The 18,754-nt window shown below is 69.0% G+C and carries 19 protein-coding genes; 5 read left to right on the top strand and 14 right to left on the bottom strand.

Annotated features, from left to right (window positions below; all coding sequences use genetic code 11):
- Position 1 precedes the first annotated feature (1 nt).
- The 6 genes from ACZ1DY_RS34405 to ACZ1DY_RS34380 form a co-directional block, all read right to left on the bottom strand.
- Complete coding sequence (locus tag ACZ1DY_RS34405; RefSeq protein ID WP_465482165.1) at positions 2 to 1,630, bottom strand: solute symporter family protein; 1,629 nt, start codon at positions 1,628 to 1,630, stop codon at positions 2 to 4.
- The gene (locus tag ACZ1DY_RS34400) at positions 1,627 to 1,968 is read right to left on the bottom strand and encodes a DUF485 domain-containing protein (RefSeq protein WP_063272717.1); all 342 of its coding nucleotides are present in this window, start codon (positions 1,966 to 1,968) and stop codon (positions 1,627 to 1,629) included. Before ACZ1DY_RS34400 ends, ACZ1DY_RS34405 begins: the two co-directional genes overlap by 4 nt.
- A gap of 67 nt (positions 1,969 to 2,035) precedes the next feature.
- Positions 2,036 to 3,769 (bottom strand): sodium/solute symporter, encoded by a 1,734-nt coding sequence (locus ACZ1DY_RS34395; protein WP_465482164.1) that lies wholly within the window; start codon positions 3,767 to 3,769, stop codon positions 2,036 to 2,038.
- Positions 3,769 to 4,116 carry a hypothetical protein gene (locus tag ACZ1DY_RS34390; RefSeq protein ID WP_257484726.1) on the bottom strand — a complete coding sequence of 116 codons (348 nt, stop codon included), beginning with the start codon at positions 4,114 to 4,116 and terminating at the stop codon, positions 3,769 to 3,771. Before ACZ1DY_RS34390 ends, ACZ1DY_RS34395 begins: the two co-directional genes overlap by 1 nt.
- Positions 4,113 to 4,883 (bottom strand): LytR/AlgR family response regulator transcription factor, encoded by a 771-nt coding sequence (locus ACZ1DY_RS34385; RefSeq protein ID WP_465482163.1) that lies wholly within the window; start codon positions 4,881 to 4,883, stop codon positions 4,113 to 4,115. Before ACZ1DY_RS34385 ends, ACZ1DY_RS34390 begins: the two co-directional genes overlap by 4 nt.
- Positions 4,880 to 5,926 carry a sensor histidine kinase gene (locus ACZ1DY_RS34380; RefSeq protein WP_257484728.1) on the bottom strand — a complete coding sequence of 349 codons (1,047 nt, stop codon included), beginning with the start codon at positions 5,924 to 5,926 and terminating at the stop codon, positions 4,880 to 4,882. Before ACZ1DY_RS34380 ends, ACZ1DY_RS34385 begins: the two co-directional genes overlap by 4 nt.
- Positions 5,927 to 5,997: 71 nt before the next feature.
- Between ACZ1DY_RS34380 and ACZ1DY_RS34375 the strand changes: the two genes are divergently transcribed.
- The gene (locus ACZ1DY_RS34375) at positions 5,998 to 6,477 is read left to right on the top strand and encodes a hypothetical protein (RefSeq protein WP_465482162.1); all 480 of its coding nucleotides are present in this window, start codon (positions 5,998 to 6,000) and stop codon (positions 6,475 to 6,477) included.
- A gap of 69 nt (positions 6,478 to 6,546) precedes the next feature.
- Here the strand turns inward: ACZ1DY_RS34375 and ACZ1DY_RS34370 are convergent, their stop codons facing one another.
- From ACZ1DY_RS34370 to ACZ1DY_RS34350, 5 genes are read right to left on the bottom strand one after another with little or no spacing between them, the layout of a single operon-like run.
- A complete protein-coding gene (locus ACZ1DY_RS34370; protein WP_257484730.1) occupies positions 6,547 to 7,536 on the bottom strand; it encodes an ABC transporter substrate-binding protein in 990 nt (329 codons plus the stop codon).
- 28 nt (positions 7,537 to 7,564) lie between these two features.
- A complete protein-coding gene (locus tag ACZ1DY_RS34365; RefSeq protein WP_240600417.1) occupies positions 7,565 to 8,626 on the bottom strand; it encodes an ABC transporter permease in 1,062 nt (353 codons plus the stop codon).
- Positions 8,623 to 9,387 (bottom strand): ATP-binding cassette domain-containing protein, encoded by a 765-nt coding sequence (locus ACZ1DY_RS34360; RefSeq protein ID WP_126732836.1) that lies wholly within the window; start codon positions 9,385 to 9,387, stop codon positions 8,623 to 8,625. The genes ACZ1DY_RS34365 and ACZ1DY_RS34360 overlap by 4 nt, the downstream gene beginning before the upstream one ends.
- Entirely contained in the window at positions 9,384 to 10,439 is a 1,056-nt protein-coding gene (locus ACZ1DY_RS34355; RefSeq protein WP_465482161.1) for a class I mannose-6-phosphate isomerase, read from the bottom strand. Before ACZ1DY_RS34355 ends, ACZ1DY_RS34360 begins: the two co-directional genes overlap by 4 nt.
- Positions 10,436 to 11,422 carry a LacI family DNA-binding transcriptional regulator gene (locus tag ACZ1DY_RS34350; RefSeq protein WP_034315485.1) on the bottom strand — a complete coding sequence of 329 codons (987 nt, stop codon included), beginning with the start codon at positions 11,420 to 11,422 and terminating at the stop codon, positions 10,436 to 10,438. Before ACZ1DY_RS34350 ends, ACZ1DY_RS34355 begins: the two co-directional genes overlap by 4 nt.
- Positions 11,423 to 11,685: 263 nt before the next feature.
- Here ACZ1DY_RS34350 and ACZ1DY_RS34345 point away from each other — a divergent pair, with 263 nt between their 5' ends.
- Together ACZ1DY_RS34345 and ACZ1DY_RS34340 are read left to right on the top strand one after the other, a co-directional pair.
- Positions 11,686 to 14,073 carry a GH92 family glycosyl hydrolase gene (locus ACZ1DY_RS34345; RefSeq protein WP_465482160.1) on the top strand — a complete coding sequence of 796 codons (2,388 nt, stop codon included), beginning with the start codon at positions 11,686 to 11,688 and terminating at the stop codon, positions 14,071 to 14,073.
- A gap of 203 nt (positions 14,074 to 14,276) precedes the next feature.
- Positions 14,277 to 14,645, top strand: coding sequence for a DUF3817 domain-containing protein (locus ACZ1DY_RS34340; protein ID WP_465482159.1), 369 nt, complete (start codon positions 14,277 to 14,279; stop codon positions 14,643 to 14,645).
- A gap of 61 nt (positions 14,646 to 14,706) precedes the next feature.
- Here ACZ1DY_RS34340 and ACZ1DY_RS34335 read toward each other — a convergent pair whose 3' ends face one another.
- Positions 14,707 to 15,207 (bottom strand): MarR family winged helix-turn-helix transcriptional regulator, encoded by a 501-nt coding sequence (locus tag ACZ1DY_RS34335; protein ID WP_465482158.1) that lies wholly within the window; start codon positions 15,205 to 15,207, stop codon positions 14,707 to 14,709.
- Positions 15,208 to 15,294: 87 nt separating this feature from the next.
- Here ACZ1DY_RS34335 and ACZ1DY_RS34330 point away from each other — a divergent pair, with 87 nt between their 5' ends.
- Positions 15,295 to 15,594: a thiamine-binding protein gene (locus tag ACZ1DY_RS34330; RefSeq protein ID WP_465482157.1), complete on the top strand. Its 300-nt coding sequence runs from the start codon at positions 15,295 to 15,297 to the stop codon at positions 15,592 to 15,594.
- Position 15,595: 1 nt separating this feature from the next.
- Here ACZ1DY_RS34330 and ACZ1DY_RS34325 read toward each other — a convergent pair whose 3' ends face one another.
- Positions 15,596 to 16,012: a hypothetical protein gene (locus ACZ1DY_RS34325; RefSeq protein WP_257489907.1), complete on the bottom strand. Its 417-nt coding sequence runs from the start codon at positions 16,010 to 16,012 to the stop codon at positions 15,596 to 15,598.
- 97 nt (positions 16,013 to 16,109) lie between these two features.
- On the opposite strand from ACZ1DY_RS34325, the gene ACZ1DY_RS34320 reads away from it, so the two are divergent.
- Positions 16,110 to 17,072, top strand: coding sequence for a tetratricopeptide repeat protein (locus tag ACZ1DY_RS34320; protein ID WP_257484734.1), 963 nt, complete (start codon positions 16,110 to 16,112; stop codon positions 17,070 to 17,072).
- Positions 17,073 to 17,152: 80 nt separating this feature from the next.
- On the opposite strand, the gene ACZ1DY_RS34315 is transcribed toward ACZ1DY_RS34320, so the two are convergent.
- Positions 17,153 to 18,616: a neutral zinc metallopeptidase gene (locus ACZ1DY_RS34315; RefSeq protein ID WP_465482156.1), complete on the bottom strand. Its 1,464-nt coding sequence runs from the start codon at positions 18,614 to 18,616 to the stop codon at positions 17,153 to 17,155.
- Positions 18,617 to 18,754 lie beyond the last annotated feature (138 nt).

Raw genomic sequence — 18,754 nt, 5'->3', positions numbered from 1 at the left:
ACTAGTGGGCGACGGCCTTTTCGGCGCCCGCCCCGGTGAGGGACCGGACCTCCATCTCGGCGTACTTCTTCTGGTTGTGCTCCTTGGACAGCACGGTCCCGAGCCAGCCGAGGAAGAACGCCACGGGGATCGAGACGAGACCCGGGTTGTCCAGCGGGAACCAGTGGAAGTCGACGCCCTGGATCATCGAGGCGCTCTTCCCGGTCTTCGGGTCCACGGGCTTACCCGAGACCGCAGGCGAGAACACGATCAGCACGATGCAGACCGCGAGACCGCCGTAGATGCTCCACAGCGCGCCCTGGGTGTTGAACCGCTTCCAGAACAGCGAGTAGAGGATCGTCGGCAGGTTCGCCGACGCCGCCACCGCGAAGGCCAGCGCCACCAGGAACGCGATGTTCTGCCCGTTGGCGAGGATGCCGCCGAGGATCGCGACCGCGCCGATCACCAGCGCGGTGATCCGGGCGACCTTCACCTCCGAAGCCGGGGACGCCTTGCCCTTCTTGATCACGTTGGCGTAGACGTCGTGCGCGAACGACGCCGACGCGGTGATCGTGAGCCCCGCGACCACGGCGAGGATCGTCGCGAACGCGATCGCCGCGATCAGGCCGAGCAGGATCGGGCCGCCGAGTTCGAGCGCCAGCAGCGGGGCCGCCGAGTTCACGCCACCGGGTGCCGCCTTGATCTTGTCCGCGCCGACGAGCGCGCCGGCGCCGTAGCCGAGCACCAGCGTGAACAAATAGAAGACACCGATCAGGCCGATCGCCCACACCACGGAACGACGGGCTTCCTTGGCGGTCGGCACCGTGTAGAAGCGCATCAGGACGTGCGGCAGGCCCGCGGTGCCGAGCACCAGCGCGATGCCCAGCGACAGGAAGTCGAGTTTCGTCGTGCCGCTCTTGCCGTACTGGTTGCCCGGCCCGAGCAGCGCCTCACCGGCCCGGCCCGCCTTGTCCACGGCGCCCTGCAGCAGCGCGGAAAGGTTGAAGCCGTACATGCCCAGCACCCACAGCGTCATCGCCAGCGCGCCGGCGATGAGCAGCGCCGCCTTGATGATCTGGACCCACGTGGTGCCCTTCATCCCGCCGATGAGCACGTAGGCGATCATGATGATGCCGACGATCACGATGATCGCGGCCTGCCCGGCCTTGCTCTCGATCCCGAGCAGCAGCGCGACGAGGCCACCGGCACCCGCCATCTGCGCCAGCAGGTAGAAGAACGACACCGCCAGCGTGGACGTCGCCGCCGCGGCCCGCACCGGGCGCTGCTTCATCCGGAACGCCAGCACGTCGCCCATGGTGAACTTGCCGGTGTTGCGCAGCAGTTCCGCGACCAGCAGCAACGCGACCAGCCACGCGACCAGGAAGCCGATGGAGTAGAGGAAACCGTCGTAGCCGTAGATGGCGATCGCGCCGGCGATCCCGAGGAACGACGCGGCGGACAGGTAGTCACCCGCGATGGCGACGCCGTTCTGCGGGCCGGTGAAGGCGCGGCCGGCGGCGTAGTAGTCCGAAGCAGTCTTCGTGTTGCGGCTCGCCCGGAACACGACGAACAGCGTGACCACCACGAACAGGCCGAAGATGGTGATGTTGAGTACGGGGCTGCTGCCCTCGACTCCGGCGGCGAGGTTCATTTGGCCTCACTCTCGATGTCCGTGCGGATCTTCTCCGCGATGGGGTCGAGTTTCTTGTTCGCGTAGCGGACGTAGAGCCCGGTGATCACGAAGGTCGAAACGAACTGCAGCAGGCCGAAGACGAGGCCGACGTTGATGTTGCCGACCAGCTTCGTGCTCATGAAGCCGTGCGCGTAGTCGGCGAGCAGCACGTACAGCAGGTACCAGAGGAGGAACAGCGCCGAGACGGGGAAGACGAACCGGCGCAACCGAGCCCGCAGTTCCTTGAACTCCGCGCTGTCATGGGCTTTGTCCCAGTCCGTTTCCGGTGGACTGGGAGCGTTCGTTTCGGTACTCATCGTGCTCTCCTCGCACCGCGAATGTGTTCCGCGACACGTTAAGGAGAGGTCAAGGAGACCGGAACCTTCAGCGGTTCAAACGTCTGCCGAGACGACGAACGGTCGACGAACGGTGGTCGGACCACGACGAAGGGGTCTCGGCTGTGCGATCGTCCAAGTGCAGCCGCAGCATGGCGGCCGTCGACCAGGCGGGAGGCCTGCCCCGCAAGGAAACCACGATCATTACTCCGAATGCCAGCGGAACCGACCACGGCGCGGGCTGCGACACGAGGATCGCGGGCAGGCCGCTCAGGCTGGGGACGAACAGGGCCACGAGGATCGAGCCCGAAGACGCGACGAGCCCAGCGAGGACACCGCTGATCGCGCCCGCGGCGGTCAGCCGGTTCCACCAGATGCCGAGCACCAGCAACGGGCAGAACGTGGACGCGGCCACGGTGAAGCCCCAGGTGACGAGCACGCCCGCGTCCAATCTGGCCGACGGCAGCGCGAGCAGGACCATCACCGCCGCCGCCCCGAGCACCGACCAGCGCAGTCTCCGGAGGCCGCCGGGCGCCAGGTCGTGCGCGACCGCGCCGGAGATCACCAGCAGCAGCCCGAGCGACGTCGCCAGGAACGCGGCGAACGCGCCCGCCGTCAGCAACCCGGTGAACAACGAGCCCGCCCAGCCGTCGTCGATCTGTGCAGGCAGCGCGACGACGACCGTGTCGGTCGCGCCGGAGACGTACAGCTCGGGCACCAGCACGCGGCCGAAAACGCCGTAAACCCCTGGGAACAGGTAGAAGACGCCGAGCAGGGCGACCGTGATCGCCGCGGTCCGGCGGGCGGCGCGGCCGTCCGGGCTGGTGTGGAAGCGCATCAGGACGTGCGGCAGGCCCATGGTGCCGAGCATGGTGGCGATCAGGATCGCCCACGTGCCGAGCAGCGGATAACCCTGATCGCCGAGGTCGAGCAGCGGCCGCTGCCAGTCCGGCCCGCCCAGCGGGGCACCACCCCGGACGGCCGGAACCGGGGTGCCCTCGGCGAATACCAGCGTCTCGCCGCTCCTGGCGACCAGCTCACCCGGTGGCACGACGCGTTTTTCCGGGGCGAGCAAGGTGGTCGGCTCGCGCAGGGTCAGCGTCACGTCGATCTCGAAGGACAGCCGGGTGTCGCGGGCGAAGTGGGTGAATTCCACCGGATGCACCGAAGCCGATCGCTGCTCCGGGGAGACCTGGGAGACCAGCCAGATCGCGGGAACGATGAACAGCAGCAGTTTCAGCACGAACTGGAAGGCCTGGACGTAGGTCGCCGCGCGCATCCCGCCGAGCGCCAGCGTCGCGCTGACGGCGGTGCCCGCGATGACCACGCCGACCCAGTACGGCGTGCCGCCGACGGCGGTCAGCACCAGCCCCGCGGTGCGGAATTGCGGGACCAGGTAAAGGGTTCCGATCACCAGGACGACGACGGCGGCCAGACGGCGCAGGGCGGGGGAGGCGAGCCGCGCCTCGGCGAAGTCCGGCACGGTGAGCGCGCCGGAGCGCCGCATCGGCGCCGCCACGAGCACCAGCATCGCGATGTACCCGGCGGTGAAGCCGACCGGATACCAAAGCGCGCCGATACCGTCCTTCACCACCAGCCCCGCCACACCGAGGAACGACGCCGCGGACAGGTATTCGCCGGAGACCGCGGCGGAGTTGACCAGCGGCGAGATCCGGCGCGAGGCGACGAGGAAATCCGACGTCGTGCGCATGGCCGCGACCCCGCGCAACCCGATCAGCAGGGTGACCAGCACGACGGGGGCCACCGAGAGCGCCGCGACCACTACTCGTCCTCGATCTTTTCCGCCCGGCGCAGCTGCCACCACGACAGCAGCGCCATCGCCGGGTACGGGAGGATCGCGATCATCAGCCAGGACAGCGGGATCCCCAGCAGCCGCACCGAATCCAGCCCGGGGAACACCCCGAACACCAGCGGGAGCCCGAACACCAGCCCGAACATCCCGGCCAGCGCGGGAATCCCGCGGCGGCGCTGGGCCCGGTAGAGGGCGTCCGCGCGTTCCGCGTCGCCCGCGGCGAGACGGGGAACCCGCCACCGTCCGCGTGAACGGCGCCGCGAATGCGCGAGCCGGGTCTGCGGGCTGGTGACGGCCACCCGTTTGACGCGGCTCACGGACGGCTTCCCCGGCCCAGTTCACCGCGTTGCGCGGCGGCGAGCAGCCGGTCGCGCAGGTCGCGCGCGTGACGGCGGCTCACCGGCACGTCACCCGCTTCGGTATGCGCCAGCAGCCCGCCGGTGGTGTCGCTGCGCAGTTCGAGCACGGCGTCCACGGAAAGCAGGAAACCCCGGTGCACGCGGGTGAATCCTGTTCCTTCCCAGTACTCTTCGAGCCGGGAGATGGGCATCCGCGTGACGTGGACGCCGGATTTCGTGTGCAGCCGGACGTAGTCGCCGTGCGCCTCGACGAACTGGACGTCGTCGCGGCGGACGTACCGGGTGCGCCCGCCGGATTCCACCGGCAGCGCGGACATCGCGTCCGGCGCGGGCTTCGGCTCGTCGGGCTGGTTGCCCGCCATCCGGACCACTTTGGACAGTGCGGCGGACAGCCGTTCCGCGCGGACCGGCTTGAGCAGGTAGTCGACCGCGCCGATCCCGTACGCGGCCACGGCGTGCCCGTCGTGCGCGGTGACGAACACGATCACCGGCGGTTCGCTGAGCCGGGCCAGCAGCGAGGCGAGCTCGAGCCCGTCGAGGCCGGGCATGGAGATGTCGAGGAAGACGGCGTCGAAATGACTGCCCTGCAACAGCTTGAGCGCGTTCAGTGCGTCACCGGCGGCGACCACCTCGGCGACTTCCGGTGCCTCGCGCAGCAGGCTGCACAGCTCGTCGAGGGCGGGCGGGACGTCGTCGACCGCCAGCACCCGCAGCCCGTTCGTCACGGCAGCACCCCCGGCTGGAATCGGGGCACGCGCACCACGACCCTGGTGCCCGCGCCGGTCTCGGTCTCGACCGTCAGGCCGTACCACGGCCCGTAGACGCTGCGCAGCCTTCTGTCCACATTGGCCAGTCCGACGCCGCCGTCGTCGCCGTGCCCGGCCAGGATCGCCGCCGCGCGTGCGGGGTCCATGCCGACACCGTCGTCCTCGACGCTGATCACGCAGTCGTTCCCTTCCGCCATTCCCTGAACCTGGATGAACCCCGCCTCGGCGCGTGGCTCGATCCCGTGCCGGATCGCGTTCTCCACCAGCGGTTCCAGCACGAGGTACGGCACCGCGACGGCCAGCACCTCCGGCGCGACGCGCACCTGCACCCGCAGCCGCTCGCCGAGCACCGCGCGCTGCAAGGCCAGATAAGTCTCGATGGCGCGGAACTCCTCGGCGACCATCGTGTACTCGCCGTGCCGGGCGAGGCTGTAGCGGGTGTACTCGGCGAAGTCGAGCATCAGGTCGCGGGCGCGATCCGGGTCGGAGCGGACCAGCGAGGAGATCACGGTGAGCGCGTTGTAGACGAAATGCGGCGAGATCTCGGCCCGCAGCGCGCGCAGCTCGGCTTCCGCGGCCTGCTCGGCGGAGGCCTCCAGCCTGCCGCGTTCGAGCGCGTGGACGACGAGTTCGGCGGCCTGGCGGGCGACGGCGTTCTTGCCGTCGGTGACCAGGAGGACCCCGGCCAGCTCGTCGTGGACGTGGAGCGGCAGCGCCCACAGCCCGGGTTCGGACACCGGCGTCTCGGAGTGGAGGACCTCGTCGAGCGCGGAGGCGACGACGTCGTCCGCCGCCGGACGGCCGGACCAGACGAGCGAGCCGGACAGGTCGGCGAGACCGAGCCCGGCGACCCCGAACAGCCGCCGGAGGCCGTGCGCCGCCTGGCGGGCGCGGGGTCCCGCCAGGCCGTCCATGAGATCGTCCGAGACGCGCTGGGCGGCGACGAGCACCGGTACCGGATCGACGCTCGCGGCGGGACGCCAGGGCAGACGGGTGCTCATCCGGCCTCCTCCACGACGTCGGGGCCTAGATCCTAACGTCGCTGAGTGGTTTCGCCGGTTACGCTCCGGGCATGGTCACTGGGGATGCCGTGGTGCTCCGGCTGGACGTCGTGATGCGCCGGGTCGCGTGGGCTGGGTTCGTGGTGTTCGGCGGGGGCGGCCTGGTGGCCGTCGTGCTGTCGTCGTTCTCCGGCTCGGTTTCCGGGGTGGTGTTCAGCCTGCTCAGCGTGGCCTTCGCGGGGCTGATCCTGCTCGCGCTCCGGAAGTCGGCGGGCTCGCTGGTGATCTCCGCCGCGGGGTTCGCGGTGCCGGGGGTGTTCGAGGTCCGGTGGACCGAGGTCACGCGGTTGCGGGTGTACCGGGAGAAGCGGCGCGTGGGGCGGTGGATGCACTGGTGGCACTACCGGCTCGACTGGACCGGTTCGGGGCCCGAAGTGCTGCTCGAGGACGGTGAGTACAGGTACGCGCTGGGTCACCTGGGCGGTGGCGCCCGGCTGTACGGAGCGTTGGAGCGGTTCGCGCCCGCTGGGGTGGTCGAGTTGCGGGAGTGAGTGGGTCCCGTGGGTCGTGAGTGGCGATTCGGGTTCTAACCCGAATCGCCACTCACGACACGAGGTGAGTCAGCAGCTCTGCTTGTAGAAGTACTGCGCGTTCGCGTCCATGTTCGCCTTGGTGATCGAGTGCAGCGAAGCGGTCAGGTTCCGGGTCACCGGCTTGCCCTCCAGCGCCGCGATGGCCTGCTGGACACCCTGCTGCCCGATGGCGGCCGGGTCCTGCGCGATGAGGCCCTGGTACTCGCCCTTCTTCAGCCCCTCGATCTCCGACGGCGAAGCGTCGAAACCGATCAGGTTGACCGCGCCGATCTTGCCCGCGTTCCGCAGGCCGGTCGCGGCGCCCTCACCGGTGTTGAGGTTGGTCGCGAAGATGCCGATCAGGTCCGGGGTCGACGCCAGCGCGGCGGTCACCTTGGACGCGGCCTGGTCGGGCTCGTTCTGGGTGAACTGCACGCCCGCCGACTTCAGGTTCGGGTAGTTCTTCAGCTCGTCCTCGAAGCCCTTCGCGCGGGTGTTCGTGGTCGAGGTGCCCGCGATGGTGTCGAGCACCAGCACCGAGCCGGTCTTGCCCGCGGCCAGCTCCGCCATGGTCTTGGCGGCGAGCTTGCCGCCCTCGGCGTTGTCCGAGGAGATCGACGACTCGGCCACGCTGGTGTCCTTCAGCGCGGTGTCGACCTCGATGATCTTCGAGCCGCGGTTCTTGACCTGCTGGATCGGCGCGAGCATCGCCTGCGCGTCGGTCGGCGCGATGAGCAGCGCGGCGGGCGGGTTGGAGCCCAGCGCGTTGACGAGCTGGGTCTGCATGGCCGCGTCGAACTTCTGCGGCGCCTGCGTGGTGAGCTCGTAGCCCGCCTTCTTGGCCTCGGCCTCGGCGCCGCACTGCATCGAGATGTAGAACGGCTCGGCCTGCACGCCCGGGATGAGCGACAGCTTCTTGTTGTTGGTCTTGGCGCCGGAGTCGCCCGACGGCGCCTGGCCGACGGTGCCACCGCCGCACGCGGTGAGCAGGAGGGCCGCGGAAACGGCGGCACCGGCGGCGAGCAGGGTCTTCTTCATGGGGATAGCACCTCTTTGTGCGTAGGGATCAGCGAGAGTTGCGGCGACGACGGCGCCGCTGGTCGAACCAGACCGCGGCGATCAGCACCGCGCCGACCGCGATCATCTGCCAGAAGTCCTGGACCTGCGTGATGTTGAAGCCCTTCTTCAGCACGGCCGGGATGAACACGCCGATCACCGTGCCCAGCACCGAACCGACCCCGCCGAAGAGACTCGTGCCGCCCATCACCGTGGCGGCGATGGCGTTGAGGTTGTCGGTGGTGTGCGCCGAAATGGTGGTCGACGCGTAGTACGCCAGTGAGAGGAAACCGGCGACACCGGCGAGGAAACCGGTGAGCGTGTACACCTTCAGCAGATGCGCGGTCACCCCGATGCCCGCCCGGCGCGCGCCCTCGGCGTTGGAGCCGACGGCGTAGGTGTAGCGGCCGAATTTGGTGGTGTGCAACAGCCACGCGCCGATCAGCGTGATCACCACGGCCACCAGCACCAGGTTCGGCACGCCGCCGAACGACGTCCCGTAGCCGAGCGTCTTGTTGAGCTCGGTCGGCACGCTGCGCACGTCGGACCCGTTGTTCAGCAGGTACGCGGCGCCGAGCGCGGCACCCATCGTGCCGAGCGTGACGATCAGCGGCGGGATGTTCGCCACCGCGATCAGGAAACCGTTGATCAGCCCCCAGATCGTGCCCGCGACGACCGCCGCCACGAGCCCGGCGGTGATGACGCCCCACCCTGCCTTCGTCGCGTCGCCGTCCGGGCTCAGCGCCTCCATCGTCTTGCCGGCCACCATGCCCGCGAAGATCAGCACGGAACCGACCGAGAGGTCGATCCCGGAGGTGATGATCACGAACGTCATGCCGACCGAGAGCACCAGCAGCACCGAAGTCTCGATGAGCAGGGTCTGGAAGGTGAACAGCGTCGCGAACTCGGCGGGCGCGATCGCGGTGAACACGATGATCAGCGCCAGCAGCACCAGCGCGATCCAGAACGTGTTCGCCCCGATCATCCGCTGCCCGATCGACCGCTTGCCGAAGCCACCGTCCACTGTGGTCTGGATCTCGGGGCCGTTCTTCGTCGGAGTGGACACGGTCACGCCGCCTCCTCTTGTACGAGGGCGCCCGTCATCGCGGCGACCAGGTCTTCCAGTTTCGTGTCCGCGCCGGTGAACCGGGCGACGCGTTTGCCGAGCCGCAACACCTCGACGCGGTCGGCCACCGACAGCACCTCGGGCATGTTGTGGCTGATCAGCACGACGGCGATGCCCTTGTCCCGCACCTTCTTGATCACGTCGAGCACGCGTTCGCGCTGCACGACGCCGAGCGCGGCCGTCGGCTCGTCCATGAACACGACCTTCGACGCCCAGACGACCGACCGCGCGACGGCGACGCTCTGCCGCTGCCCGCCCGAAAGCGAGCCGATCGGGACGTCGGTGCTCTGCAGGGTCACGCCGAGCCGCTGGAACTCCTCCACGGCCTGGCGTTTCATCTCCTTCTTGTCCAGCATCCCGAGTTTGCCGAGGATCCCCTTGCGGTGGATCTCCCTGCCCAGGAACAGGTTCGCGGCCGGGTCGAGTTCCGGTGCGACCGCGAGATCCTGGTACACCGTCTCGATCCCCATGCGCCGTGCGGTGGTGGGGGAGTCCAGCACCACCTCGGAGCCGTCGAGCAGGATCTTCCCCGACGTCGGCTGCTCCGCGCCGGAGAGGCATTTGACCAAAGTGGACTTCCCGGCGCCGTTGTCACCGATCAGCGCGGTGACCTCACCGGCCCGCGCCTGGAAGGACGCGCCTCGCAGCGCCTCCACTGAGCCGTAGCGCTTGACCAGGTTCTGTGCGTCGAGCAGGAGTTCGCTCACGATCGCTCCCTCTTCTCGGGTGCGGGCGGCCGGCAGCGGATGACGGTGACGTCGCCATCCAAAGTGGACTGACCGGCGTCGTGCGGGACCACGTACGTCTCGCCCTTGCGCAGCGCGTACTCGCCGCCGTGTTCGGTGCGGAGTGTCCCCGAACCGTCCATGACGACCAGCACCGCGAACGACGGATCGAGTGACAACGTTGTCGACCTACCGGAAAGGCCGGGGCGCAGCTGATCGGCACGGAAGAACGCGTCGCTGCCGTCCGCGAGAAGGTCCACAGTGGACGCTTCGTCGCCCGCGGTGCGCTTGACGATCGAGCCGAGCCGTTCTTCGTCCCAGCCGGTGGTGTCCAGGGTTTCGATGGCCGTCTCGAAGCCGATGCCGAGGTGCGCCTTCTCCGGGTTCGCCAGGAAGTCCCGCCATTCCAGGGTCAGCGAGAAGTCCGTCGGCTGCTGGAGCTCGACGACGAAGACGCCTTCGCCGATCGCGTGCGGCAGGCCCGCCGGGATGTAGACCGTGTCGCCGGGGGTGACCGCGACGCTGTTCAGCGCTCCGAGCATGGCGGGAGCGTCCTGCGTGCGGGCCCATTCGTTGACCGTCGCTTTGTCGACGGTCTCCTTGAAGCCCGGGTAGACGCGCGGGTCGTCGCCATAGGTGCCGACCACGATCCACGCTTCGGTCTTGCCGAAGTGCGAGTCGAAGTGCCGCTTCGCGAACGAGTCCGACGGGTGGAAGTGCACCGGCAGGCGCTGGCCCGCGTCGAGCAGCTTCACCAGCAGGCCGGTCGAATCGCCGAGCGCCTCGACGTGTTTGGCGCCGAGCCAGGCGGACGGGTTCTCGCGGACGGCGTCGCGCAGCCAGACCCCGCTGGGCAGCTTGGTCAGGCCGTTGGTCTCCTGGCCGAACATCGTGGTGGCCGAGCCGACCCAGTCCTCCGGGCCGTACTTGGACTCGGAGGAAGCGCCCCGCAACGCGGCGATGGCGTCGCCGCCGCGGTAGAACTGCGGCGGCTGGTTCGCCGGCAGGCGGATCGGTTCGAGGTGGCCGCTCATGAAGGGGCGACCTCCCCGGAACCGCGGGCTACGAGATGCACGGGCAGAACTACCTTTCTCGGTGCGGATTGATCTCCCTGGACCCGGGCGAACAGCAGTTCCGCGGCCGCCCGGCCCAGTGCGCTCACGTCGTGCGCGATCACGGAGACCGGCGGATCCAGCAGATCCGCCAGCTCGAAGTCGTCGAAACTGATCATCGCGGGACGCCGCTCCGCGTGCGCCAGCGCGCGCAGCAGGTGGACGGCGACCCGGTTGTTGCCCGCGATCACGGCGGTGGCCGGATTCGGCCCGGTGAGCAGCCGCTTCACCGCGTCGCCGACGCTCTCGGCGGTCGGCGTCCGCATCACGACGAGGTGCTCGTCGTAGGGGATCCCGTTGCGGACACAGCCTTCGCGGAAGCCGCGCAGCCGTTCGCCCGCGGTGAAAATGTCCGGGCTGTCGGCGAGGAACGCGATCCGGCGGTGGCCGTGTTTCGCCAGCTGGGCGACCGCTTCGACGGTGCCGCCGATGTTGTCGACCAGCACCGTGTCGGCCACGATGTCGCCGGCGGGGCGGTCGAGGAACACCACGGGCGTGCCCGCACGCATCTCGGGGACCAGGTAGCCGTGCTGCATCCCGGCCGGGACGACGAGGATGCCGTCGACACGGCGGGAGCAGAACTCCAGGACCAGTTCGCGTTCGCGGTCGGAGTTCTCCTCCGACGAACCGGTCAGCACCTGGCGGCCGAACGAGGTCGCGATGCGTTCGACGGCCCGGTTGAGCTCAGAGTAGAAGGGGTTTCCGACGTCCTCGACGATCAGGCCGATCGTCCCGGTCGTCGAGCCGCGCCGCAGGTTCCGCGCGCCGAGGTTGCGCCGGAACCCGAGCTGCTCGATCGCCGCCATGACGCGCTCCGCGGTGTCCGGATGGACGGCGGGCTCGTCGTTCACCACTCGCGAGACGGTCTTGATGCTCACGCCCGCGAGCCGGGCCACGTCACTCATCGTGGCCCGTCGGCCGGTGGTGCGGTGGCCGTTGTCCGGTCCGCTGGAAGACAACGTTGTCATAGTGGCCGGAATTGAACGCCAGCGGCGCGGCGATGTCAATGCCCGGTTCGTCCTTGGCGCGTTTTCCGAGTTCGAACCGTTACGGCCCTCCGGGTCGCTGTCCCGAATCGGACAGGGTTCGACGAACCTCTTGACCAGGTGGTCCGTTCTTGTCGAAGGTGGGCGGGCAGCGACAACGTTGTCAGGAGGCGGCCTTTCCCATGCCTGCACGCACCTCGATCCGCGTCGCCGGGTTGCTCACCGCGCTCGTCGTCCCCGCCGGGCTGGTCACGCCCGTCGCGGCGGCGGCGCCCGGTGGCGACCCCGTGGACGCGGTCAACACCTTCATCGGCACCAAGGACGACGGCAACACCTTCCCCGGCGCCTCGGCGCCGTTCGGGATGACGCAGGTCAGCCCGATTTCCTCGCATTACGCCGGCTATCGCTACGACGACACCGCGATCCGCGGCTTCGGGCATTTCTTCCTGTCCGGCGCGGGCTGCTGGGAGCAGGGCGGCCTCGTGTCGTCCCTGCCCACCACCGGCGCGGTCGGGCCCGGCGCGGCGTTCGACACCACGAAACCCGAGACGTTCGACCACAAGAAGTACGCCTCGCCGTACACGCACGAGGGCGAGGTCGGCAAGCCCGGCTACTACAAGGTCCGGCTCACCGGTTACGGCGGCGTCGACGCGGAGACCACCGCGACCACGCGGACCGGCGTCGAGCGGTACACCTTCGCGAAATCGGGCGACGCAAACGTTTTCGTCAACGTCGGCCAAGCCAACGACAAGGAACCGGTGACGGCGAGCCAGGTCCGCGTCGTCGGCGACCGGACGGTCGAAGGGATGGTGGAGTCGCAGGCGTTCTGCGGTGGGAAGCCGTACAAGACCTGGTTCACCACGACGTTCGACAAGCCGTTCAAATCCTTCGGCACCTGGTCGCCCACCGGCGGCACGCCGGGTTCGAAGGAGTCGGCGGGCGGTGAAGGCCTGCGTGGCGCCTGGCTGACCTTCGGCGGCGGGCAGGTCACCGCGACGACGGCGATCTCCCATGTGGACGCTTTCGGTGCCCGGCTGAACCTGGCGGCGGAGAAGGGGCGCTCGTTCGACGCGGTCCGCGACGGTGCCCAGCGCGCCTGGCGCAAGGAACTGTCCTCAGTGGACATCAAGAGCGGGACGAAGGACGACCGCACGGTCTTCTACACCTCGCTGTACCACGCGCTGCTGCAGCCGCTGACCGGCAACGACGCCGACGGCCGCTACCGCGGGTTCGACGACAAGATCCACCGCGCGCTGGGCTGGACCTACTACGAGTTCTTCTCGTTGTGGGACACCTACCGCACGCAGAACCAGTTGCTCGCGCTCTTGCGGCCGGCTCGCGCGAAGGACGTCGCGAAGTCCGTGCTCGCCATCCACGACCAGGGTGGCTGGCTGCCGCGCTGGGCGTACGCGAACCAGGAGACGAACACGATGACCGGCGATCCGGTCACCCCGTTCCTGGTCGACCTGTGGCGGTTCGGCGCGCTGTCGGGTCAGGAGTTCAAGGCGTACCAGGCACTCTTGCAGAACTCGCGCGAGATCCCGCCCGCGTCCTCGCCGTTCCAGGGCCGCTCGGGGAACGCGAGCTACCAGAAGGACGGGTTCGTCCAGTACGACAAGGACTTCCCGAAGAAGGGGCAGGACACCGACCCGAACCACGGCGCTTCGGCCACGCTGGAATACGCGCTCGCGGACTGCTCGTTGTCCATCATGGCCGCCGGGCTCGGCAAGGAGGTCGACGCGAAGGCCTTGGCGGAGAAGGGACGCAGCTACCGCACGCTGTGGGACTCGTCGGTGACCGACCGCGGCTTCACCGGGTTCTACCGGCCCAAGGTCGAAGGCGGGGAATGGTTCAGCCCGGCGGGCAAGCCGTACACCCCGCAGAGCCAGGACGGATTCCACGAGGGCACGTCGTGGCAGTACCAGTGGCTGACCCAGCAGGACGTCCCCGGGCTCGTCGAGCGGATGGGCGGTGAGGAGAACGTCGGCAAGCGGCTCGACGACTTCTTCGCCTACGGGGATCTGGTCAAAGACCCGGCGAAGACCGTGCGCGAGGAATGGGTCGTCGGCCCGTACAACTACTACAACCAGTTCCGCTACAACCCGAACAACGAGCCGGATCTGCACTCGCCCTGGATGTACACGCTGACCGGGCAGCCGTGGAAGACCTCGGCCGTGGTGCGCGCCGCGCACACGTTGTTCACCAACGCGCCGAACGGTGTCACCGGGAACGACGACCTCGGGACCATGTCCGCGTGGTACGTCTTCAGCGCGCTGGGGCTGTACCCGGCGGTGCCGGGCACCGGCCAGTTCGTGCTCAACGCGCCGCGGTTCGAGAAGTCCGTGGTGCATCTGGAGAACGGCCGTGACATCACGATCAAGGCCGACGGCGCCGACGGGTCGAAGCTCCAGTACGTCCAAGGGCTGGGAACCGGCTCGCAGCGGGCGTATGTCGGGTTGGAACAGTTGACGCGGGGGACCACTTTGGACTTCAGGCTCACGGACGACCCGTCGAAGGCGACGTGGGCGACCGGTCCCGAAGGGGCGCCGAAATCGCCCTGCGCCGGGTGATCCGAGTGGTTTAGACCGGTTCGTACCGGGGGTCGTGAGGAGCATCACGGCCCCCGGTGTTCCGGTGAGCGTCGTCACGCCTCACACTGGTATTACCACGTCCGACAGCGCTGTTGACGTTCTTGGCGAGTCCGCCTTGGACAGTGCTCGTCGGACGTAGTCATGTGTGTACGCATAGTGGTGAGACCCCACAGGAGGAGAAAGTGTCCAGCAAGGCCGCTCTAGTATTCCGCGTGGCCGCGGTAGCCGAAGCCCTCTCGTGGGCCGGGCTGCTGGTCGGGATGTTCCTCAAGTACGCCGTCAAGCTCGGCGAGGGCGGCGTTCCCGTCCTCGGCATGGTGCACGGCGTCGTCTTCGTCCTCTACGTGCTGGTCTCCCTGTCCGTGGCGAAGCCGCTCGGCTGGCGCCCGAAGACCCTGATCCTCGCGCTGCTCTCCAGCATCCCGCCGCTGTTCACGTGGCTGTTCGAGTCCTGGGCCCTGCGCAACGGCAAGCTGGACGGCCCGCAGCGGCTGTCGCACGGTGGGGTCGGCCTGTTCGCCACCAAGTCCGCGGAGCCCGCCGCCGTCTGATTCTTTAGCGCGTGAAGGCCCCCTTCCCTCGGCTCAGCCGAGGGAAGGGGGCCTTCACGCGCTATTCGGCGAAGTCGCCGGTGGCCTTGCGGACCTTGGTGAGCAGCTCGGTGAGCTGCTCGGTCTGCTTGCCGGTGAGCCCGGTCAGCCCGAAGTCGATCTCGGTGACCGCCTTCGTGGCCTCTTCGCGGCGTACGCGGCCTTCGTCGGTGATCTCGACCAGCGTGGTCCGGCGATCGGTCGGATGCGGCACGCGTTTGACCAGGCCGTCCTTCTCCAGCCGGTCGACGATGTTGGTGACGCTCGTCGGGTGCAGCTGCAGCCGCTCGCCCATCACGCGCATCGGCAGATGGGACGCGCGGGCGAAGGTCAGCAGCACCAGCGCCTCGTACCGGGCGAAGGTCAGCCCGTGCGGTTTGAGCGCACCGTCCACCGCGGACTGGATGATCTGTTGCACGCGCATGATCCCGGTCACCGCGGCCATGGTTTCGGAGGGCCCGATACGGGCCTCCCACAGCTGCGCCGCGCGGGCGATCGGGTCGAACGGCAACGGACGGCTCATGGCGCTCGAAGTTACCAGCGGGTACCCGTGCCATGCCGCACCACCGGGTGTTATGCGTGGGAAAAGCGTCTGAACGAGGAGCAGAAGATGATCGTGGCCTTCAGTGTCAGCCCGTCCGCGGCCGAGGAGGACGGCGGTGTCAGCGAGGCGGTCGCCCGCGCGGTGAAAGTGGTCCGTGAGTCGGGCCTGCCGAACTCGACCAACGCCATGTTCACGAACATCGAGGGTTCGTGGGACGAAGTGATGGACGTCGTGAAGCGGGCCGTCGAGGCCGCGGGCGAGGGCTCGTCGCGGGTCGGGCTGGTGCTCAAGGCCGACATCCGGCCGGGTTTCGAGGGGCAGCTGACCGCGAAGGTGGAGCGCGTCGAGAAGCACCTGAGCGAATGAGTCAGGGGAGCGGCGGGGTGAACGAGACCAGCCACAGCTTGTCCTTGACCGCGATGGCCACCGGGTAGCCGAAGGAACTGCCGTCGCCCAGTTTCCCGCTGACGGTCGCCGACGTCGGCGCGAGCTCGTCCGGGGCGAACTTCACCGTGACGTCGTGGGCGCCGCGTTCGGTCAGCGCGTCGATATAGGACTTCGCGAAGTCGCCTGCCGACGCGGGCGGGTAGTCGATGAGTTCGGAGAGGGCCTCGACGTCGTGTTCGTTGAGCGCGGCGGTGAGGCCCTCCCGGAGTTGCCCGGGAGTGGCGACACCGGGATCGGGTTGATGGGCGATCAGGACCGTGATGACGCTCACCCACGTGACGGCGATGGCGATCGCGACGGCCACGGTGGCCGTCCTGCGTGTCGGAATGTCGATCACCCCCTCGTGGCGAGCCTGCCGGAACACCGACGTCCTGCCAAGCGGGCAGCCGGGGGCATGCGGTGAAACGCTCGGGGATGCGTGCCAGGATGGAACCGTGACACACCCACGCGGATCAGCATCGAAGACGGCGGCCCTCTCCGCCGCGCTTTCCGGCGCGGTCGACCTTTCCGCGCTCAAGGCGCGTGCCGAGGCGCCCCAGAAACAGCCTCCTGCCCCACCTCGTCCGGCGGACGGTGCCGCTCCCGCCACGGCCGGCGCCGTGATCGACGTCACCGAGGCGACGTTCCAGGCCGAGGTCGTCGAGCGCTCGCTGCAGCAGCTGGTGGTCGTCGACCTGTGGGCCGAATGGTGCGGCCCGTGCAAACAGCTCAGCCCGGTGCTGGAGCGCCTCGCCGCCGAGTCCGGTGGCGCCTGGGTGCTCGCGAAGGTGGACGTCGACGCCAACCCGCGCATCGCGCAGCTGTTCGGCGCGCAGTCGATCCCGACGGTCATCGCCATCGGCGGCGGCCAGCCGGTCGACGCGTTCTCCGGCGCGCTGCCCGAACCCGAGATCCGCAAGTGGCTCGGTTCGCTGCTCGACGCGCTGCGCGACCGGCTGCCCGGTATCAAGGCCGCCGAGCAGAACGGCGGCGGTGTCGAGGTGCCGGAGGACCCGCGGTTCACCGAGGCCGAGGAGGCCTTCGAGCGCGGCGACTTCGCGGCGGCGCAGGCGGCCTACGAGCGCATCCTCGACGTCGAACCCGCGAACGAGGAGGCCAAGACCGCGCTGGCGCAGGTCAAGTTCACCGCTCGCGCCGAGGCCGCCGGCCCGGACGCGATCGCGAAGGCCGACGCGAACCCGGCCGACCTCGACGCCCAGCTCGCCGCCGCGGACCTCGAAGTCGCGGGGCAGCAGCCCGAAGCGGGCTTCGCGCGGCTGATCGCCGTCGTGCGGCGTACCGCGGGCGACGAGCGCAACCGCGTGCGGGAGCACCTGGTGGCGCTGTTCGACCTGTTCGACTCGGCGGACGAGCGCGTCATGAAGGCGCGGCGGGATCTGGCTAGCGCTCTGTACTGAGGTTTCTCGCGGTACATGAAGGCCCCCTTCCTTGCGCCTAGCGCAAGGAAGGGGGCCTTCATGTACCTGGGCGGGACCGATCAGCCGTACTGGGTCGAGCAGACCGCCGAGCTCTCCAGGTAGCCCTTCCGCAGCGCCTCGATCCGCTCGAAACCGTTGTCCACGCGCTTGCCGTTGACGTCGGCCGAGACCAGGCTCTCCGGGCTCAGCAGGTCCGAGATGGCCTCGTCGAGGTCACCGGAAGAGAGCCGCAACGTCGCGCCGGGCACGGTGCTGGCCTTCGCCCAGGCGCCGACCAGGCAGGCGGTGCGCAGACCCGCGTTCGCGTTGTCGATCGACGCGCCGACACCCTTCTGGATGCCCATCGCGTACCGGGACGCGATTTCCGAGAACGCGGCGAAGTCGCCCTTGCCCTCGCTGTGCCCGCTTTCCCATTCCTCCTGCTGGTCGACCGGCTGGGCGAGCTCGCGCAGCTTGGCCAAGTCGATGCTGACGGTGTTGTTCGACGGGCAGTACGACGCGGGCGGGGTGCTCGGGCCGCCGGGGCAGCTGCCGTTGCCGTCCTCGGTGATCTCCGGGCCAGGGACGCCGGCGCCCACGAAGGCCTTGTCCAGGCTCTCCTTCAGGATCCCGATGATCTTCATGTCGAGCTTCGCGTCGCCCTTGCCCTTGTCACCCTTGTCGAACGGGCGCTCGGTGATCCGCGCCTTGATGTTGTCCTCGTTCATCGCCGCGCATTCCTTCGGGCCCTTCTCGAACCCGACCTGGAACGCGTACGTGCGGTCGAACGCCGTGCCGTGCGCGCCCTGTTTGGTCGCGCTGGTGCCCGCCTGGTCGCGGATCAGGAACAGCGACGCCATGACCTGGTTGAGGCCCTCGGACGTGGAGACGCGGTAGAACTTGCTCTTGTCCTCGGCGACCCAGCGGAAGTAGCCGCCGGCGAAGCAGTCGGCCTGCTGCTCCTTGACGATCGACGGGGTGTTCTTCTTGATGCTGGCCTTCTCGCCGAGCCGGTACTGCACGGCGTGCCCGAGTTCGTGGGCGAGGACGACGGCGCCCGCCATCTTCCCGAACCGCTCGCGCAGCATCGGCAGCAGCACGCCGCGGTCCCACGCCACCAGGTCACCCGGCGGGCAGTAGAACGCGTTGACGAGCTTCTTGACGCTGCCGCATTCGGTCTCTTCGTCGTCGGTCTTCGCGCTGTAGGACAGCAGCGACTTCAGCGGCTCGTACGGCTGCCCGAAGTCGCGCGGCATGACCTCGGTCCAGTAGGCCTGCGCGTCGGCGATGGCGGCGATGGCGAGCTGGTCGTCTTCGGAGCCGTCCTCGTTGCGGACCTGCAGATCCGGCTTGGGCGCGTTCGGCTTGAGCCCGCTCTCGAAATGCGTGACCGGCAGACCGGCGATGTCACCGGCGCCCGGCTGGCTGCCCTGCTGGCCGGTCGAGCTTCCCTTGTCGCTGCAAGCGCTCAGCCCGAGGGCCAGCACCGTCACGACCGCGATCAGAGCCGGGCGCTTGAAACCCCGCGCTCCCCCTTGGATCATGTTCACTCGCTTGTCGTCAGGGCCCCGACCGGGCCGCGTACTCCGGCAAGCAGGGACCCTACCCAGCGCTTATGGCCCGCGTGCAGGTAATCCCCGAAGTGGGTCTTGAGCGGGGCGGGGGCCGTGCCGATATGGTCG

The organism is Amycolatopsis sp. PSD-21 (assembly GCF_055561455.1).
This window is presented reverse-complemented; position numbering and strand designations above follow the sequence as displayed.

What these genes read in the sequence shown, in the direction of transcription:
- ACZ1DY_RS34400 (WP_063272717.1), bottom strand. Translation starts at nt 1,968, where the DNA reads ATGAGTACCGAAACGAACGCTCCCAGTCCACCGGAAACGGACTGGGAC.
- ACZ1DY_RS34335 (WP_465482158.1), bottom strand. Translation starts at nt 15,207, where the DNA reads ATGAGCCGTCCGTTGCCGTTCGACCCGATCGCCCGCGCGGCGCAGCTG.
- ACZ1DY_RS34355 (WP_465482161.1), bottom strand. Translation starts at nt 10,439, where the DNA reads ATGAGCGGCCACCTCGAACCGATCCGCCTGCCGGCGAACCAGCCGCCG.
- ACZ1DY_RS34405 (WP_465482165.1), bottom strand. Translation starts at nt 1,630, where the DNA reads ATGAACCTCGCCGCCGGAGTCGAGGGCAGCAGCCCCGTACTCAACATC.
- ACZ1DY_RS34350 (WP_034315485.1), bottom strand. Translation starts at nt 11,422, where the DNA reads ATGAGTGACGTGGCCCGGCTCGCGGGCGTGAGCATCAAGACCGTCTCG.
- ACZ1DY_RS34330 (WP_465482157.1), top strand. Translation starts at nt 15,295, where the DNA reads ATGATCGTGGCCTTCAGTGTCAGCCCGTCCGCGGCCGAGGAGGACGGC.
- ACZ1DY_RS34375 (WP_465482162.1), top strand. Translation starts at nt 5,998, where the DNA reads ATGGTCACTGGGGATGCCGTGGTGCTCCGGCTGGACGTCGTGATGCGC.
- ACZ1DY_RS34370 (WP_257484730.1), bottom strand. Translation starts at nt 7,536, where the DNA reads ATGAAGAAGACCCTGCTCGCCGCCGGTGCCGCCGTTTCCGCGGCCCTC.
- ACZ1DY_RS34345 (WP_465482160.1), top strand. Translation starts at nt 11,686, where the DNA reads ATGCCTGCACGCACCTCGATCCGCGTCGCCGGGTTGCTCACCGCGCTC.
- ACZ1DY_RS34315 (WP_465482156.1), bottom strand. Translation starts at nt 18,616, where the DNA reads ATGATCCAAGGGGGAGCGCGGGGTTTCAAGCGCCCGGCTCTGATCGCG.
- ACZ1DY_RS34380 (WP_257484728.1), bottom strand. Translation starts at nt 5,926, where the DNA reads ATGAGCACCCGTCTGCCCTGGCGTCCCGCCGCGAGCGTCGATCCGGTA.